General features: G+C 63.2%; 15 protein-coding genes, 1 pseudogene and 1 riboswitch. Of the genes and pseudogenes, 11 read left to right on the top strand and 5 right to left on the bottom strand.

Annotated elements, in window-relative coordinates; all coding sequences use genetic code 11:
• Positions 1-11 precede the first annotated feature (11 nt).
• A complete protein-coding gene (locus tag FJ960_RS22485; protein ID WP_140716859.1) occupies positions 12-1232 on the bottom strand; it encodes an MFS transporter in 1221 nt (406 codons plus the stop codon).
• Between the two features lie 119 nt (positions 1233-1351).
• Here FJ960_RS22485 and FJ960_RS22480 point away from each other — a divergent pair, with 119 nt between their 5' ends.
• Both FJ960_RS22480 and FJ960_RS22475 read left to right on the top strand, forming a co-directional pair.
• Complete coding sequence (locus FJ960_RS22480; protein WP_140716857.1) at positions 1352-1960, top strand: TetR/AcrR family transcriptional regulator; 609 nt, start codon at positions 1352-1354, stop codon at positions 1958-1960.
• 86 nt (positions 1961-2046) lie between these two features.
• On the top strand, positions 2047-3030 hold the full coding sequence (locus FJ960_RS22475; protein ID WP_246672903.1) for a hypothetical protein: 984 nt from the start codon (positions 2047-2049) through the stop codon (positions 3028-3030).
• A 164-nt stretch (positions 3031-3194) separates the two neighbouring features.
• Here FJ960_RS22475 and bluB read toward each other — a convergent pair.
• A pseudogene (gene bluB / locus FJ960_RS29980) lies at positions 3195-3704 on the bottom strand (5,6-dimethylbenzimidazole synthase); the annotation flags it as partial.
• Positions 3705-3875: 171 nt separating this feature from the next.
• Positions 3876-4058: riboswitch (cobalamin riboswitch) on the bottom strand.
• 179 nt (positions 4059-4237) lie between these two features.
• Here bluB and FJ960_RS22465 point away from each other — a divergent pair.
• The 6 genes from FJ960_RS22465 to FJ960_RS29565 all read left to right on the top strand — a co-directional run bounded on the left by FJ960_RS22465 (position 4238) and on the right by FJ960_RS29565 (position 9194).
• Complete coding sequence (locus FJ960_RS22465; protein WP_140716853.1) at positions 4238-5164, top strand: histone deacetylase family protein; 927 nt, start codon at positions 4238-4240, stop codon at positions 5162-5164.
• Between the two features lie 3 nt (positions 5165-5167).
• Positions 5168-5419, top strand: coding sequence for an exodeoxyribonuclease VII small subunit (locus FJ960_RS22460; protein WP_015318808.1), 252 nt, complete (start codon positions 5168-5170; stop codon positions 5417-5419).
• Positions 5420-5511: 92 nt separating this feature from the next.
• Positions 5512-5778 (top strand): DUF2277 domain-containing protein, encoded by a 267-nt coding sequence (locus tag FJ960_RS22455; protein WP_140716851.1) that lies wholly within the window; start codon positions 5512-5514, stop codon positions 5776-5778.
• Positions 5779-5818: 40 nt separating this feature from the next.
• Complete coding sequence (locus FJ960_RS22450; RefSeq protein WP_140716849.1) at positions 5819-6739, top strand: pirin family protein; 921 nt, start codon at positions 5819-5821, stop codon at positions 6737-6739.
• 75 nt (positions 6740-6814) lie between these two features.
• On the top strand, positions 6815-8752 hold the full coding sequence (dxs, locus tag FJ960_RS22445) for a 1-deoxy-D-xylulose-5-phosphate synthase (RefSeq protein ID WP_181174289.1): 1938 nt from the start codon (positions 6815-6817) through the stop codon (positions 8750-8752).
• A gap of 187 nt (positions 8753-8939) precedes the next feature.
• Complete coding sequence (locus tag FJ960_RS29565) at positions 8940-9194, top strand: hypothetical protein (protein WP_246672907.1); 255 nt, start codon at positions 8940-8942, stop codon at positions 9192-9194.
• On the opposite strand, the gene FJ960_RS22435 is transcribed toward FJ960_RS29565, so the two are convergent.
• Entirely contained in the window at positions 9191-9592 is a 402-nt protein-coding gene (locus tag FJ960_RS22435; RefSeq protein WP_140716845.1) for a GFA family protein, read from the bottom strand. The two genes, FJ960_RS29565 and FJ960_RS22435, sit on opposite strands and share 4 nt — an antisense overlap.
• 171 nt (positions 9593-9763) lie before the next feature.
• On the opposite strand from FJ960_RS22435, the gene FJ960_RS22430 reads away from it, so the two are divergent.
• The 3 genes from FJ960_RS22430 to FJ960_RS22420 all read left to right on the top strand — a co-directional run bounded on the left by FJ960_RS22430 (position 9764) and on the right by FJ960_RS22420 (position 14608).
• Complete coding sequence (locus FJ960_RS22430; RefSeq protein WP_140716843.1) at positions 9764-10528, top strand: TlyA family RNA methyltransferase; 765 nt, start codon at positions 9764-9766, stop codon at positions 10526-10528.
• Positions 10525-11766, top strand: a complete 1242-nt coding sequence (locus FJ960_RS22425) for a class I SAM-dependent RNA methyltransferase (protein WP_140716841.1) — start codon at positions 10525-10527, stop codon at positions 11764-11766. The genes FJ960_RS22430 and FJ960_RS22425 overlap by 4 nt, the downstream gene beginning before the upstream one ends.
• A 157-nt stretch (positions 11767-11923) precedes the next feature.
• Positions 11924-14608, top strand: a complete 2685-nt coding sequence (locus FJ960_RS22420; RefSeq protein WP_140716839.1) for a caspase domain-containing protein — start codon at positions 11924-11926, stop codon at positions 14606-14608.
• Positions 14609-14753: 145 nt separating this feature from the next.
• Here the strand turns inward: FJ960_RS22420 and FJ960_RS22415 are convergent, their stop codons facing one another.
• Together FJ960_RS22415 and tldD are read right to left on the bottom strand one after the other, a co-directional pair.
• Positions 14754-15416 carry a transglutaminase-like cysteine peptidase gene (locus tag FJ960_RS22415; protein ID WP_181169864.1) on the bottom strand — a complete coding sequence of 221 codons (663 nt, stop codon included), beginning with the start codon at positions 15414-15416 and terminating at the stop codon, positions 14754-14756.
• Between the two features lie 372 nt (positions 15417-15788).
• Positions 15789-17201, bottom strand: a complete 1413-nt coding sequence (gene tldD, locus FJ960_RS22410) for a metalloprotease TldD (RefSeq protein WP_140716837.1) — start codon at positions 17199-17201, stop codon at positions 15789-15791.
• Between the last annotated feature and the right edge of the window lie 164 nt (positions 17202-17365).

Below are 17365 nucleotides of genomic sequence, written 5' to 3'. Positions count from 1 at the left end.
AATCCTGGCTGTCACTCGGCCGGGATTGCCGCCTCGCATCCTTCCAACTCGCATTCATGGGTGGCGAAGCTGCGCTGGCCGAGCAGCACCGTGACCAGTGCGATAACGCCTGATGCCACCGAAACCCAGAACCCGTTCTGGGCGCCGAACGCATCCACCACGGCGCCGGCAGCGAACGAACCGAGCGCCATGCCGATGCCGATGCCGGTGGTCACCCAGGTGATGCCTTCGGTCAGCATCGTCTCAGGCACATGCCGTTCGATCAGGCCGAAGGCGGTGATGAAGGTCGGCGAGATCGCCACGCCGCTGATGAAGACAGTCAGCGCGAGCACGGGCACGGTGCTGGCGGTAAGCGGCAGCAGTGTGCCGAGCGCGACCAATGCGACCGCGATGGCGAGCTGGCGCTGCAGCGGTGCTTTCAGGTTGAGCGCGCCGATGATGATGCCGAGCACGAAGGAGCCCAGCGCATAGACGCCGATGACGAGACTTGCGGCGCCTGGCTGGCCGAGTTCCTTGGTGATTGCCACCGTGCTCACTTCCGTCGTCGCGAAGGTTGCGCCGATGAAGATCATTGCGAAGGTGATGATTTGAACCGGCCCCAGGCGGATAGCCGAGCCGGTTGAGCCATGGTCCACCGATCGCACCTGCGGTTCGGTCGAACGCTGCAGGATGAAGGCTATTGAGCCCAGGGCCAGGAACAGCGTGCTGACGAGCACGCCCGCTTCCGGGAATAGCGCGGCGCTGAGACCAACCGACAGCGATGCGCCGGCGATGTAGACCAGTTCGTCGGCCGCCGACTCGAAGGCGAAGGCGGTGTTCATCTCGGGCCGGCCCCGGAAAATCTCGGTCCAGCGCGCGCGTACCATGGCCGGCATGCTTGGCATCGCCGCGGCCAGCAATGCCGACACGAATAGCGTCCATATCGGCCAGTCCTGGTTGGCCGATGCGATCAGGGCCGCGAATGCGAGCACGGAGATGATGGTTGTGGGGACGACAACCCGCGTCTGGCCGAGGCGGTCGACCAACCTCGATATTTGCGGCGCTAGGAAAGCATTGGCCAAGGCGAATGTCGCCGAAACCGCACCCGCCAGCCAGTATTCGCCACGCGTCTGCGACAGCATCGCCACGATGCCGATCGGCGCCATGGCGATCGGCAGGCGCGCCATGAAGCCGGCGGCGGCAAAGCCCCTGGCGCCAGGAGCGCGAAAGATTTCCGAGTAGGGGTTTTGCATGATCCTGTTCCTCGACAAGGGGCGATTCGACAATTATATACGAGACGTATAAGTGTTAAATAGACCATACGTCGCGTATGTCAATTGGCATACGGAGCGTATGTAGATAAGGCCAGAGCATGCACCGACCCCGCAGGGAGATGATCGCCGAGACGCGTGCCAAGCTGATCGCCGCGGCGCGCCAAGCCTTTGGCACCATCGGTTATGCCGAAGCGTCGATGGACGATTTCACCGCATCGGCCGGACTGACGCGCGGCGCCCTCTATCATCACTTCGGCGATAAGAAGGGACTGCTGCAGGCGGTTATCGCGCAAATCGATGCGGAAATGGCCGCGCGGGTGAATGAGGTCGCGTCGAGGGCGCCGACCCGCTGGCAGCATTTCGTCGACGAATGCACGACCTACATCGAAATGGCGCTGGAGCCGGAAATCCAGCGCATCATGTTCCGGGACGGTCCGGCCGTGCTGGGCGATCCGGCACAGTGGTCGAATGCCAATGCCTGCGTCGGTTCAATGACCGATCATCTGACCGCGCTGCAAGAGGAGGGGGTGGTCGTGCCGGGCCTCGATCCCGAGACCGCGGCGCGGCTGATCAACGGGGCGAGCAGCCAGGCCGCGCAGCGGATCGCCAATTCGAACGATCCCGAAGCGACGTCGAGGAAGGTGGTGGCAGCGTTCAAGCAATTGCTCGAAGGCCTGCTCGAGAACCCGGAAGCGCGGCCAAACTGACCTGCAATCGGGCTCCGCCACCGCTCGCAATTGACAATAGACGGTTTGGGAGCATCCTCCACAGCCACCTCTGGGGGATTCGGGGCATGTGGGATTTCGATATCGGCAGGTCGGTGTCCATCATGATGCGGACCTGGCCTTTCATCGTCTTTCGCATGATCGTCTATTTCGGCATCACGCTGGCCTATATCATGGCCACCGGCGCGGGCGCCTCGGTCGGGTATGGCGTCGGCCATATCTCCACCGATCCCGATGGGCCGTTGTCCTTTGCCATGTGGGGCGGGATTGTTGGCTTCGGCCTCGTCTCGATCGCCGTCTACTGGATCCGCGAATACATCCTCTACGTCGTCAAGGCAGGCCATATCGCCGTCATGGTGCATCTGATCGACGGCCATGACATACCCGACGGCCAGAACCAGATCGCCTACGCGAAAGAGGTTGTGACCGAGCGTTTTGCCGAAGCGAACATCCTTTTCGTCGTCGACCAGCTGGTCAAGGGCGCCATCCGTGCCATCACCGGCCTGCTGGGCGGCATTGCGGCTTTCCTGCCCATTCCGGGCCTGAGCGGCCTGGTCTCGTTCCTCAACACGGTGATCCGCCTGTCGCTGACCTATGTCGACGAGATCATTCTCGGCTACAACATCCGCATCAATTCGTCCTCACCCTTCGAGACCGCACGGCAAGGCGTCGTGCTCTACGCCCAGAACGGCAAGATCATGGTCAAGAACGCAGTCTGGCTGGCGTTGATCATGTGGGGGGTCTCCTTCGTCATCTTCCTGCTGATGCTGGCTCCGGCGGCCGCCATTCTTTACGTCATGCCCGGACAGCTCGCCGGCTGGGCCTTCGTTCTGGCCATTGTCTTTGCCTGGGCCTTCAAGGCGGCGTTCATCGAACCTTTCGCCATCGCGTGCCTGATGCAGGTCTATTTCAAGACCATCGAGGGTCAGGTGCCCGATGCCGCCTGGGACGCCAGGCTGGCCGATGCCTCGTCGAAGTTCCGGGAACTCAAGCGCAAGGCGCTCTCCACCTTCGACGGTTCGCGCTGGGGCACGGCCGGCGCGACACGCTGATCGGCGGGGTTTGCCGGCGCAGCGGCGACGGTGTTGAGGCGGGCCACCGCAGATTTGAGCGAGGCTTCTCCCTGGCCGCAAAAAGTCTCGCTCATGATCAGTTCGGGCAGCGGCAGCCGTCGGCCCCACCCGTGCGTTTCGAGGTCCGGTTTCGGCGCAAACTCCGAGACACGGCCGACGCAGAGATAGGCGATCGGCGTCACGTGGTCGGGGATGGACAGCAGGCTTTTCAGCGCTTGCGCCTCGATGATGCTGACCCAGCCGACGCCAACGCCCTCGGCGCGTGCCGCGAGCCAGAAATTCTGTACCGCGCAGACCGTACTGTAGAGATCCATTTCCGGATTGTGCCAACGTCCCAGCGGCGAGCCTTTCGAGCGCTCGTGGTCGCAGGTGATACAGATGTTGAGCGCACTTTCGCAAATGCCTTCGAGCTTGAGCTTGCGGTAGAGCGCCCGCCGGTCCGCCTCGATTGCCGGCAGTTCCTGTTCGCGCGCGGCAAGGAACAGGTCGCGCACCTTCGCCCGTCGCGCGGCATCGCGAATGACGATGAAATTCCAAGGCTGCATGAAGCCGACCGATGGCGCGTGATGGGCGGCAAGCAGCAGCCGCGCCAGCACCTCGTCGTCGATCGCTTCCGATGTAAAATGGCTGCGGACGTCGCGTCGCGTGAACATGGCGCGGTAAACCGCGTCGCGCGCGATCTGATCAAATCCATTGGCCGTTGGAGCGGTCATAGCTTCCGGCATCGCTTGTCCCCTTGCGATTGCAGCAGTTCAAATTCTCAGAGCGTACTTTGTGCGTCCAGGAGGGCGCACGTCGTTCTGATGCCATCCGCCTGACCATGCGGATGACGATGCCTGCCAGGCCGGTCTTCTGGCTCGGGATCAACCCGCGTCCGGTGCCTTCCCGTCATCGACAGTGGCACTTACCGGCGCGGTCCCCCTCACAGCGTTGGGCACGCCACGGTATCAAACCGTGTTCCCGATTCTCCCGCCAGAGCATTTGCAGCCAAGTGGAATCACTTGGCGTCGCAGAATGCGGCTAAAACAAACAGACCGGCGGGCACCAGGCAGTGGCGGCGACCTTACGCCGAAGCGCCGGCGACGCCAATGCCCGCAGCGACATGAATGGACGCAGCCGTGATTTTCCCCAGCGATCAAGCCGCAACGCATGGCCATCACGGCGCCGGGGCACTAGATAGGGGGACATGGCCACTCGTCTCTACACGCACCCGATCTTCCTCGAACACATCACCCCGCCAGGTCACCCCGAGCGGCCCGACCGCTTGCGCGCCATCGCGCGCGTGCTCGACGACGAAGCTTTTGCCGCGCTTGACCGCGCCGAGGCACCGCAAGGCGACGAGGCGACCATCCTCTATGCGCATCCCGCCGATTTCGTCGCGCGCGTGCGCGCCGCCATTCCCGCTGAAGGCCTCGCCCGCATCGACGCCGACACCACCGCCAGCCCGAAGAGCTGGCAGGCGGTGATCACCGCGATCGGCGCCGCCAATGCCGCCGTCGACGACGTCTTTGCGGGCCGCGCCGACAATGTCTTCGTCGCCGCCCGGCCGCCTGGCCATCATGCTGAAAAGAACACGGCCATGGGCTTCTGCTTCTTCAACACTGCGGCTATCGCTGCCCGCTATGCGCAGAAGAAGCATGGCGCGGAGCGTGTCGCCGTCGTCGATTGGGACGTGCACCATGGCAACGGCACGCAGGATATTTTTTGGGACGATCCCTCGGTGCTCTATTGCTCGACGCACCAGATGCCGCTCTATCCCGGCACCGGCGCGAAGAACGAGACCGGCGCCGGCAACATCGTCAACGCGCCGCTGGCGCCGCAGACCGGCAGCGAGGTGTTTCGCGATGCTTTCCTGTCGCGCGTGCTGCCGGCACTCGACAATTTCGCGCCCGACCTGATCATCATTTCGGCCGGCTTCGACGCGCACCATCGCGACCCGCTGGCGGAGATCAATCTTACCGAGGACGATTTCGACTGGGCGACCGGCCAACTGATGCAGCGCGCCGCACGCCATAGCGGCAACCGGCTCGTCAGCGTGCTCGAGGGCGGCTACGATCTGCAGGGATTGGCATTTTCGGTCGGCGCCCATGTCGGGCGACTGATGAAAGGATGAATGATGACTGGTGAGATCAACGAAGACGTCAAGGCGATGAGCTTCGAGCAGGCACTCGACGCGCTGGAGAAGATCGTCGATGATCTGGAGCGTGGCGACGTGCCGCTCGACCAGTCGATCCGGATCTACGAACGCGGCGAGGCGCTGAAGGTGCATTGCGACCGGTTACTGAAGGCCGCTGAGGACAAGGTCGAGAAGATCAGGCTGTCGCGCGACGGCAAGCCGGTTGGAACCGAGCCGCTCGACGCGGACTGAGGTCCGGAGCAGGCTTACCGACTTTTGAACACGATCATGATTGAGGATACAACTCGTCCCGATTGAAACGGACAAGAGGAGATACGGAAGCGATGTGCAGAAACATCAAGACCCTGTTCAATTTTGATCCGCCGGCAACCAATGACGAAGTCCGCGACGCGGCACTCCAGTTTGTCCGCAAGCTCAGCGGAACGACGCGACCGTCGAAACAGAACCAGCATGCGTTCGATCATGCGGTCGAAGCCATCGCGGCATCCGCACGCGAATTGCTTGATTCCCTCGAAACCCACCAGCATCCGCGCAGTCGCGAAGAGGTGGCAGCCAAACTGAGAGCAAAGGCGGCGATCCGGTTCGCCTGACATGTCCAAAGCGGCCACCGAGCGCTGACCAGGAGAGTTCATGAGCTTCTTCCCGGGGAAAGACCCTGAGGCCGGCGATGCCTTCGCCAGCGACCAGATCGAACTGATGGTCATCCCCAACGCCAAGGATATTGGCGGCTTCGAGGTGCGCCGCGCCTTGCCGACCGCCAAGAGAAGGCTGGTCGGGCCATTCATTTTCTTCGATCGCATGGGCCCCGCGATCATGCGCACCGGCCAGGCGCTCGATGTCCGTCCCCACCCGCATATCGGCCTGTCGACCGTGACCTATCTGTTCGATGGCAAGATCAGACATCGCGATTCGCTCGGCACCGAAATGGTGATCGAACCCGGCGACGTGAACCTGATGACCGCGGGCCGCGGCATCGTCCACTCCGAGCGCACGCCGCAGGAATTGCGCGGCGCGCCGATGTCGATCTCCGGCCTGCAGACCTGGCTGGCTCTGCCGGACGGCAAGGAAGAGGTTGCACCGGTGTTCGAGAACACAGCGGCGCTGCGGCTTCCAGAGATCGATGCCGAAGGCGTCAGCGGCCGCGTCGTCATCGGTGACTTCCAAGGATTGCGGTCCCCGGTGCGGGCAGATTCCGACACGCTCTACGCCGATTTGCGGCTGGGGCTCGGTGCCAGCGTCAAAATCCCGGCCGATGCGGAAGAGCGCGCCATCTACACGCTGGAGGGCGAAGTCTCGATTTCGGGCGACGTCTTTCCGGCCGAACGGCTGCTGGTGTTCCGGCCCGGCGACGAGATCGTCATATCGTCGCAAACCGGTGCGCATTTCATGCTGTTCGGCGGCGCCTCGCTCGGTTCGAAGCGCTACATCTGGTGGAATTTCGTCTCTTCGTCGAAGGAGCGCATCGAGCAGGCCAAGCAGGAATGGAAGACCGGCCGCTTCGATATCGTTCCTGGCGATGAGAAAGAGTTCATTCCGCTGCCGGAAGGCTGAGCGGAGCGGTGAGGGGCTGACCGTCCGCGTCACCGACACGCATTTACTTTCGCCGGCCGGCGGCCTATCCCGCCGATGAAAAGAGAGTCTGGGCCCAACGTGAACGCAACGCCGCATACGCCGCTTCTCGACAAGGTTCGCGTCCCGGCCGACCTGCGCACGCTGGCCGAGAGCGAATTGCCGCAACTGGCGTCCGAGCTGCGCGCCGAACTGGTCGATGCTGTCTCCCACACCGGCGGCCACCTTGGTGCCGGCCTTGGCGTGGTCGAACTGACGGTGGCGCTGCATTATGTCTTCAACACACCCGATGACCGGCTGATCTGGGATGTCGGCCATCAGGCCTATCCGCACAAGATCCTGACCGGACGCCGGGACCGCATCCGCACCTTGCGCCAGGAAGGCGGCCTGTCGGGCTTCACCCGCCGAGCCGAGAGCGAGTATGACCCGTTCGGCGCCGCCCACTCCTCGACGTCCATATCGGCTGGTCTCGGCATGGCCGCCGCCCGCGACCTTTCAGGCGGCCGCAACAATGTCATTTCAGTCATCGGCGATGGCGCAATGTCGGCCGGCATGGCCTATGAGGCGATGAACAATGCCGGCGCGCTCGATGCCCGCCTCATCGTCATCCTCAACGACAACGACATGTCGATTGCGCCGCCGACCGGCGCCATGAGCGCCTATCTGGCGCGCCTGACTTCCGGCAAGGCCTATATCGGCTTGCGCGACTTTGGCAAGAAACTGACCTCCTATCTCGGCAAGCGGGCCGATCGAGCCATCACCCGCGCGGTCGAGCATGCGCGCGGCTATGTCACCGGCGGCACTTTGTTCGAGGAACTCGGCTTCTATCATATCGGCCCGATCGACGGTCACAATCTGGAGCATCTGATCCCGGTCCTGAAAAATGTCCGCGACAACGGCAAGGGTCCGGTGCTGATCCATGTCGTCACCCAGAAGGGCAAGGGTTATGCGCCGGCGGAAGCGGCGGCCGACAAATACCATGGCGTCAATAAATTCGACGTCATCACCGGCGCGCAGGCCAAGGCGCCAGCCAACGCGCCGGCCTACACCAAGGTGTTCGCCGAAAGCCTGATCCAGGAGGGCCGTGAGGACGATCGCATCGTCGCCGTCACCGCCGCCATGCCGAGCGGCACCGGCCTCGATCTGTTCGGCGAGGTGTTCCCGTCGAGGACCTTCGATGTCGGCATCGCCGAGCAGCATGCGGTGACCTTCGCCGCCGGCCTGGCGACGGAAGGCTACAAGCCGTTCGCGGCGATCTATTCGACGTTCCTGCAGCGTGCCTACGATCAGGTCGTCCATGACGTCGCGATCCAGAAACTACCGGTGCGTTTCCCCATCGATCGCGCCGGCTTTGTCGGCGCCGATGGCGCCACCCATTGCGGCGCGTTCGACACCACCTTCCTGGCAAGCCTGCCCGGCTTTGTCGTGATGGCTGCCGCCGACGAAGCGGAGTTGCGCCACATGGTGCGCACCGCCGCCAGCTATGACGATGGGCCGATCGCCTTCCGCTATCCGCGCGGCAACGGGGTCGGCGTCGACATGCCCGAGCGCGGCTCGGTTCTCGAGATCGGCAAAGGCCGCATCGTCCGGGAAGGCAGCAAGGTTGCCCTGCTGTCCTTCGGCACGCGCTTGCAGGATTGCCTCATCGCCGCCGAGGAACTCGGCGCGGCCGGGCTTTCCACCACCGTTGCCGACGCCCGCTTCGCCAAGCCGCTCGACCAGGATTTGATCCGCCGGCTGGCCCGCTCGCATGAGGTGCTGGTGACGGTGGAGGAGGGCGCTATTGGAGGCTTCGCCAGCCATGTACTGCAGTTCCTTGCCCATGAAGGACTGCTGGAAAATGGCCTGAAGGTACGCCCGCTGGTACTGCCGGACGCCTTCACCGACCACGCCAAGCCGGAGAAGATGTATGCCGACGCCGGCCTCGACGCCGCCGGGATCGTGCGCACTGTTTTCACGGCCCTCGGCCATACGGTCCGCGCCCAGCGCGCCTGAATCAAAACCTGAACAGCTTGGATCAGTTTGCCGGCTTTATTTTGTAACGCGTTGTTAACGCTGCCGTTTGGCGTTTCGCTTACTGTGTCCCTTGGCCGTTTTTCAACGGCAGCCTGCTAGACCGGCGTCAGGCAGGGAGACAGCAACAATGAAGACGGTTCTGTGCGGCGCGGCCTTCTTGGCCGTGATGGTCTTGCCGGCCGCGGCCGAAACACCCTATGACCGCAATCTTGAAAAGGCGGCGCTAGGCATTGTTGCCGGCAAGATTGGCGATATTCGCGGCGGCTTTTCCTACAAGCAGGTGCCGCAGCTTGTGGCGCTGCCGGACCCCGCACCTCCGTCCGCTGTTGTGACCGAACATCCACGTGAACAGGCGCCGGGGAACCGGGACGATGGTCTGTCTCCCGCTGTCGAGCGCCAGGTTTTACGGACCATCTTTTAAAACCACATGTCGCGCACACAGCGGCCATCGCGGGGCAGATCGTCGTAAGTGTCGAGGCCATCGAAATGGTCGATCGGCAAGTCGGCGACGGCTTCGGGTGGTGCCAGCCGCACATTGACTGCGATCCGTATTCGGCCAGAATCGCTGGCGCGCAAGCCGCGCCATGCCAGCACGCAGGCGCATATCGGGCAGAACAGGATTTCAAGTGACGGCGTGTCCTTTCCGGCGCGCGTATAGCTGGCCGTCCGCCCTGAAACGCGAATACGTTCGTTGACATAATCATAGGCCCAGAGCGCGCCATAGCGGCGGCAAAGCGTGCAGTTGCAGGCCGTCACCGGGCCGGGATCGCCTTCCAGGGTCCAGTGGGCCGCGCCACAGTGGCAGGTTCCCATCAGCATTCGTCCTCCGTGTCGCGACAACAGTGGTCCTCCTCGACTAATATTCTGCCGGACCCAATGCGATGCGCGCAAGACGCGGCTTGGCTCGCCGCACCAGCCGCTCTCGCACGACGTCACCTTGTTCGGTGTAATGTTCTTGCCTTCACCGCAGGCTTTCGTCAGAGAAGGCCGATGAATTCGCCTCTGCCAGCCAGCACACGCCAGCGGCTCGACGACCTGCTCGTCCAGCGCGGGCTGTTCGCCAGCCGCTCGCGTGCCCGCGACGCGGTCGAGCGCGGCACGGTGACAGTTGACGGCGCCATTGCCCGCAAGCCCGGTCAGAGCGTTTCGCCGCAATGCCTTGTTGTCATCGATGATCCGGCGCAAGGCTATGTCTCGCGCGCGGCGCTCAAACTTATCGGGGGACTGGACCATTTCGGCCTCGACCCCGCTGGCCGCGAAGCCCTCGACATCGGTGCCTCGACAGGCGGGTTCACCCAGGTGTTGCTCGAACGCGGCGCCCGCCATGTCACGGCAATCGATGTCGGGCACGGCCAGATGCATCCTGATGTCGGCGCTGATCCGCGCGTAACCGTGATCGAAGGCCTGAACGCACGCGATCTCACCGCTGCCGATCTTGCCCGTCGCAGTCCGGATTTCATCGTTTCCGACGTCAGTTTCATCTCGCTGAAACTTGCGCTGCCGCCGGCGCTTGCTCTTGCCAAGTCCGGTGCCGGCGCGGTCTTTCTGGTCAAACCGCAATTCGAGGCGGGCCGCGAGGCGATCGGCAAAGGGGGTCTGTTGAAGGATCCCTTCGATGCGGCCCGTGTCGCGGGCCTGCTGCAGGATTGGCTGGACGCCGTTCCCGGCTGGCGTTCGCTCGGCCTGCATCTGTCGCCGATCGAAGGTGGCGACGGCAATCGCGAATTCCTGCTCGGTGGGATCAAGGACCGATGAGCGCACGCTTCACAATGCGAAAGCTCGGATCGCAGGGCGACGGTATCGCCGAAACCGAAAGCGGCGATCTGTTCATTCCCTTCACGCTGCCGGGCGAGACCGTCACCGCCGCGCGCGAAAGGGATCGTGCGGCGCTGATGTCGGTGCTGGAGGCCTCGCCGCTGCGCATCGAACCCGCCTGCCGCCACTTCACCGAATGCGGCGGTTGTGCCCTCCAGCATCTGGAAGCCGAAGCCTACCGGCAGTGGAAGCGTGAAAAGGTGGTGCACGCATTGAAGGGCAAGGGCATCGAGTGCGAAATCGGAGAGTTGGTCGCCTGCGCACCGCAGTCGCGCCGCCGTGTGGTGCTTGCCGCCCGGCGCACCGAAACAGGCATGTTGCTCGGCTTCAATCGCCATCTGTCGCCGGAGATCATCTCCATATCCGAATGCCCGATCTCACTGCCCGAGATCGTCGCGGCACTCGGCCAGCTGAGGGCGCTGGCCGAATTGATATGCGCCACCACCAAATCGTTCCGGATGGCGGTCACCGTTACGGGTTCCGGCCTCGACATCGCGGTGCATGAGTCCGGCAAGTTAGGCGAACACCAGCGCCGTATCGCCGCCAATTTTGTCATTGCACAGGGCTTTGCCAGACTGTCCATCGATGACGAGATCGTCATTGAGCCAAGGAAGCCGGTCGTCATGTTCGGCAGCGTCGCGGTGGCGCTACCGCCGGGCGCCTTTCTGCAGGCGACCGAGGCAGCCGAACGGACCATGGCCGAGATCGTCGGCGGACATCTGAAGCGTGCAAAAAGGGTCGCCGACCTTTTTGCCGGTTGCGGCAGCTTCGCCTTGCGGTTGGCCGCGACGTCGGAAGTGCACGCGGTCGAAGGCGATGCGGCCGCACTTTCGGCGCTCGACCGGGGATCCCGCTTCGCGACAGGCATCAAGCGGGTGACGGGCGAGCGTCGCGACCTGTTTCGCCGGCCACTGACGTTCAAGGAGTTGAACGCCTTCGACGGCTTGGTCTTCGATCCGCCGCGCGCCGGTGCCGAGGACCAGTCGAAGCAGATCGCCCGCTCGGATGTTCCATTCATTGCCGCGGTGTCCTGCAACCCGGTAACGCTGGCTCGCGACCTGCGCATCCTCATCGACGGCGGCTACACCTTGAAAAGCGTGACGCCGATCGACCAGTTCCTGTGGTCGCCCCATGTCGAAGCGGTCGCGCTGCTGGGGAAGCCGAAGCGGCGGCGGTAGTTCACGACCGCCGGTTCACACGAAATTTCTGAAGCCTCTGTTCTTTCGACGAAATTGCGCCCTAAAGCCGCCTTTGTGCGGGCTCCTAATTTCGCATCTTTGGGAAACATTTCGGCCTATTCGTCGTTACTAATATGAATCGATGGCGATAGCGGACATGCAGGCGCTTCAGAAATTCATCGGCCTCATCGTTGTTCTTATCTTTTTCGCGGTCAGCTCCGCGACCGGAGCCCTCGCACAAGGTGAAAAGCGCCTGGGGTTCGTCATCGGCAATGGCGCGTATCAGTCCGGCGAGCTAGCCACCGCCGCCAATGATGCGGGCCTGATCGCGCAGACCTTGCAGGCGGCGGGGTTCGATGTGGTGGGGGCGCGCGATGTCGATCAGGAATCGCTGCGCGGCGCATTGCGTGATTTCCTCGGCAAGGTCTCCGCCGCCGGTCCCGACGCGATTGTCTTCGTCTATCTCGCCGGCCACGGCGTGCAGTTCGAAGGCGAGAATTACTACTTGCCGATCGATGCCCAGATTGCCAGTCCAGCCGACGTGCCGCTTCAGGCGATGCGGCTCTCCGATGTCACCAAGTCGCTGGCCGGATTGCCGACGAAGGTCAACATCGTCGTGCTCGACGCGGCGCGGCCAAATCCCTTCCCGAAGTGGAAAGAGCCGCTGGCCGGCGGCCTTGCGTTGGTCGATCCCGATCCGAACATGCTGATTGCCTTCAACGCCGCTCCCGGAACGGTCGCGCCCGAAGGCAAAGGCCCCTACGGCGCTTATGCTCAGGCGCTGGCCGAGATGATACGCGAGGGCGGATTGTCGCTTGACGACGTGTTCGACCGCACACGACTGCGCGTCAACGAGGTGACGCAAGGTGCGGAAGTGCCGTGGAACGTCTCGAAAATCACCACGCCGTTCGTCTTCTTCGACCGTGCCGCGGACGCGCCCGCACCCAAGGTTTCGGAGGCCGAATCCCGGTCCAATCGGACCAGGGCCATCCGCGACTTCAACGCTCAGGACGCCTATGTCGCGGCTCTCGACCGCGACACGATGCGCGGCTACGAGGATTTCCTCGGCGCTTATCCACACGATCCGATGGCCAAGCGCGTGCGCGCCATCATCGCCGCGCGGCGCGAGGCGATGACGTGGCGCGAGACCTGGCTGCAGGACACGCCGGAAGCCTATTGGTCTTATCTGCGGCGCTATCCGCATGGTCCGCATGCTTGGGACGCGCGCCGGCGGCTCGAACATTTCGATGCGGCCCTGGAGCCGCCGGAGGAATTCACCGTCTATGAGTATGATTTGCCGCCGCCGCCGGAGGAGGAAATCGTCTACGTCGACAGGCCGGTGCTCTATTTCGACGATCCCGATTTCGACTTCGAACCGCCGCCGCCGATCGCGGTGATCTTCCTGCCGCCGCCGCCGCCGGATTTCGTGGTGCTGGTGGCGCCGCCGCCGCCGGTCGACGTCTTCGTCCTGCCAACGCCGGTGTTCGTGCCGATACCTGCGTTCATCAACCCGCCGCGTCACATCGTGCCGCCGCCGAACGACATCATCTTCAACAACATCCACAACACGACCGTCATCAACAACATCAACACCACGATCAAAAACGAGACCATCAATCACAATGCTCAGGGTGGCCTCGCTACAGGCCAGAACACGGCCGGAGGCACGGTTGGGGCCGGCTCGGCTGCACTGGCGGCCAGGGTCGCGCTGCCGCCGCTGCTGAAAAAGAGAGCGGCCATGTCCGGTCAGGCCCCGTCCAGTCAGCAACAGGGTGGCTTGCCGGAGAAGCCTGGCCAGCGTGTGATACAGGGCCAGCAGCCTGGTGCCGCGACTCCGCTGTCGAAGGACTTGTCGACCGGCAAGCTTGAAACCGACCACGCCCTGCCAGGAGCCAACGGTAAAAAGCTGCCGCTCGTCAACGGTAAGCCGGCGCTGAACGGTGAGAATTTGCCCAGCAACAGGTCCAGGCAGCAGCTTGGCAAGGAAGGCATCGTGAGCGGGAACCAAGAGGCGACCGGAAATGCCGGTGCTGCTGTTGCCGGAGAGCAGGGCACGGCTCAGCAGAAGGGCAAGAAGTTCCGCAAGCTGCCGACCGTCAACGGTGCTCCGGCCGAGAACGGGCTGAGTGCCGAGGAGAGGTTCAGGAAAAACAATCCGAACGCCTTCTCCGACCAGAACACCGGCAAACCGAAAAAGCTGACGCGCAGGGACTTGTCCGCCGGCCAGTCCGCTGTCGAATCGAACGATCAGGGCCTGGCCAGTGGAAAGGACAAGGGCAGGAAGTTGCGCAAGGTGCCGACCGTCAACGGTGCGCCGGCCGAAAATCGGCCTGGCGTGCAGGAGCGGCTCAGGAAGAACAATCCGGAGGTGTTCTCCAACCAGGATCAAGGCCCGGCCAGCGGAAACGACAAGAGCAGGAAGTTCCGCAGACTACCGACCGTCAACGGTGAGCCAACCGACAACGGATCGGGCGTGCAGAAACGGTTCAGGAGGAACAATCCGGCCGTGTTCTCCGACGAGAATCAGGGCTCCGCCAGCAGGAACGACAGGGGCAGGACGTTGCGCCGGCTGCAGAACAGCCAACAGGGCGCCGCCGGCCCGGAGGTTAACGTCCAGCGCAACCTCAGGATCAGGCCGAACGAGAATGCGCAGCGTCAGTTGAGACCGGAAAGGCCTAACGAGCAGGTGCTCCGGCCGCAGAGATCGGAGCCGAAGCCGGAATTCCGCGCGCAGCCGAGACAGCAGATGCAAGAGCGGCGTCTCCCGCAGGAGCAGCCGCCACAGCAGCTCAAGAAGAAGCCGTCTTGCGGACAGCAGGGCGAACCGGCCTGCAACCAGTAAGCTGTCGCGGCCGGTCACCTTCCCGTTCGCGGGGCGCACATCCCGCCCATGGCCTTGCGAGAGAGGGGATCGCTGGTTTGTGGCGCGTCAGCCTGTCAAAGGCGGCTCGCTCCGGCCGCTCAAACTACGAGCTTGGCGGCATCCGTCAGGTTTTTGGCGTGCCGCCTCGCTGGTTGAGCGAAACCCAGATGTTCGGGTTCTGTTGCGATTGGCGTTTCAGGAAATAATAGCCGGTTGCATTCCAGGGACGGATTTCGTCGACCATATTGTCTAGGATGAGATCGCCCTTGTCGGTCTTCACCGTCAGGATGGTGTGACCCTCATTGTTCAGGTCGCGCACCACCGTCATCAGCAGCGCCTGCCGGGGAAATCCCGCCTCCCGAAGAAGCTTGCGCTTGTAGAGCGCGTAGATCTTGCAGTCGCCCTTGCCGTCCACCGGATAGTCCCAGTGGTCCATCGTCGTACCCCAGTGATCGTAGTTGCTGACGGGCTTGATGGAGCGGTTCGCCTTTTGGTTTATCCGTTTGAGGATGCTCAGGTTCTGCGCTGTCAGCCTGACGCTCGTGGCGGGCAGGGCCGGCACCTTGCACTCTTTCGGCCGGCGATGGCAGAAATCGACCCAGCCATACGGAACGCTGGTGCGTCCCCCGACCGCGACTGAGTTTGCACCGGCCGCAGGTTGCGTCGATGTTCGCTTGAACCATGTCGACTGCGCCGCCGCCGGACTGACACAGAGCGACGAAACACCAACCAACGAAACGACGCCAAAGAGGAAAGAAGAGGTCAGGACGTGAGGGAAACGCAGCACTGCCAACACCACCACAACGAGAAGACTTGCGATAAGCTAATGCGCAAACGCCAGTTCGAGCAATTGAACAATTAATAATATCCTAACACGATTGTGTTTCGCATAAGGCAGAGGTTGCCGCGCCGTAGGTTGGCATCAATCGCGAGCATGGCCCTGCTGCGCTTCAGCACGTACACCCGGGTCCATATCCTCCAATGTTTTTGGCCCGCCGGCGTGCTGCAGGATTCCAAACACGTCCTGCGGCCGCGTGGGAGCAAAGGCCGGCATCGGTTTCAGATGGACGTCCTCTGGCGCGTTCCCGGATTTGGACACGATGGCTGCACGCCCGGAAAATATCGTTGGCGGGCGATGATTCCAGAACGCCCCGACGCCTCAGACCCTCGTGCCGCCGACTGTCATCTGGTTCATCCTCAGATGCGGCTGGCCGACGCCGACGGGTACGCCCTGGCCGGCCTTGCCGCACATGCCGATGCCATTGTCGAGCTTCATGTCGTTGCCGACCATCGTGACGCGGTGCATGGCGTCAGGCCCGTTGCCGATCAGCATGGCGCCCTTGATCGGCTGCGTCACCTTGCCGTTCTCGATCATGTAGGCCTCGGTGCAGCCGAACACGAATTTGCCCGACGTGATGTCGACCTGGCCGCCGCCGAAGGAGACGGCATAGATGCCGTTCTTGACGGAAGCGATGATCTCGTCCGGCTCCATGTCGCCTGAGGTCATGTAGGTGTTGGTCATGCGCGGCATCGGCTGGTGCGCATAGCCTTCACGCCGGCCATTGCCGGTGGCTTTCATGCCCATCAGACGCGCGTTCTGCCGATCCTGCATGTAGCCGACCAGCTTGCCGTCCTCGATCAAAACGTTGCGGGCCGAAGGCGTGCCTTCGTCGTCGACGGTGAGCGACCCGCGCCGTTCGGGGATGGTGCCGTCGTCAACGACAGTGACGCCCTTGGCGGCCACCTGCTGCCCCATCAGGCCGGCGAAGGCCGAGGTCTTCTTGCGGTTGAAGTCGCCTTCCAGTCCGTGCCCGACGGCTTCGTGAAGCATCACGCCCGGCCAGCCGCTGGAAAGTACGATGTCGAAAGTGCCGGCCGGTGCCGGGATCGCCACCAAATTGACCAGCGCCTGCCGGAGCGCCTCCCTGGCGGCGTGCTTCCAGCTATCCTCGATCAGGAAGTCGCCGAACGCCTTGCGTCCACCCATGCCATAGGAGCCGCTCTCCTGGCGGTCGCCGTCGCCGACGACGACCGAGACGTTGACGCGGACCAGCGGCCTGGTATCGCGTACCATCTGGCCGTCGGCGCGCACTATCTCGACATGCTGCCAGGATGCGGCGATCGAGGCCGTCACCTGGCGCACGCGTGGATCCTCGGCGCGCAGCCAGGCGTCGATTTCCTGCAGCAGCTTCCCCTTGGCCTCGAAGGAAGGCGAGGGGATCGGGTTCTCGTCGCCATAGAGATGGCGGTTGGTGCGGGCGGGGGCTGCGGCAAGCGTCCCAGAATAACCACCCTTGACGGTCGACACGGCTTCGGCCGCGCGCAGCAGCGATGCCTCGGACAGGTCGCTGGAATGGGCGTAGCCGCTGGCTTCGCCCGCGACCGCACGCAGGCCAAAGCCCTGGTCGGTGTTGAAATTGGCGGTCTTGAGCCGGCCGTTGTCGAACATCAGCGCTTCGCTTTCGCTGTATTCGAGGAAAAGCTCGCCGTCGTCTGCACCCTTGATGGTATCGGCGACGATCTGCTTGATGCGGTCGTCTGAAATGTCGAATTGGCCGATCAGGCTGTTCATGGCGCGTCCGTCCGTGGGATGATTGCTTTCCCCCGATGTAGGCGTGAAGCCGCGCCCACACAATCGGCAATGAAGATCAGTGCCGACGAATGACATCGTACGGTTGATGCAAGCCATGCTTCTGGGTCGGCAAAAGCCGCGTCCAGGTCTGATTCAGCGTCCAA

The organism is Mesorhizobium sp. B2-3-11, from assembly GCF_006442215.1.
Taxonomy (GTDB): Bacteria; Pseudomonadota; Alphaproteobacteria; order Rhizobiales; family Rhizobiaceae; genus Mesorhizobium; species Mesorhizobium salmacidum.
The sequence above is the reverse complement of the archived record's forward strand: the minus strand, read 5'-3'. Positions and strand labels throughout refer to the sequence as shown.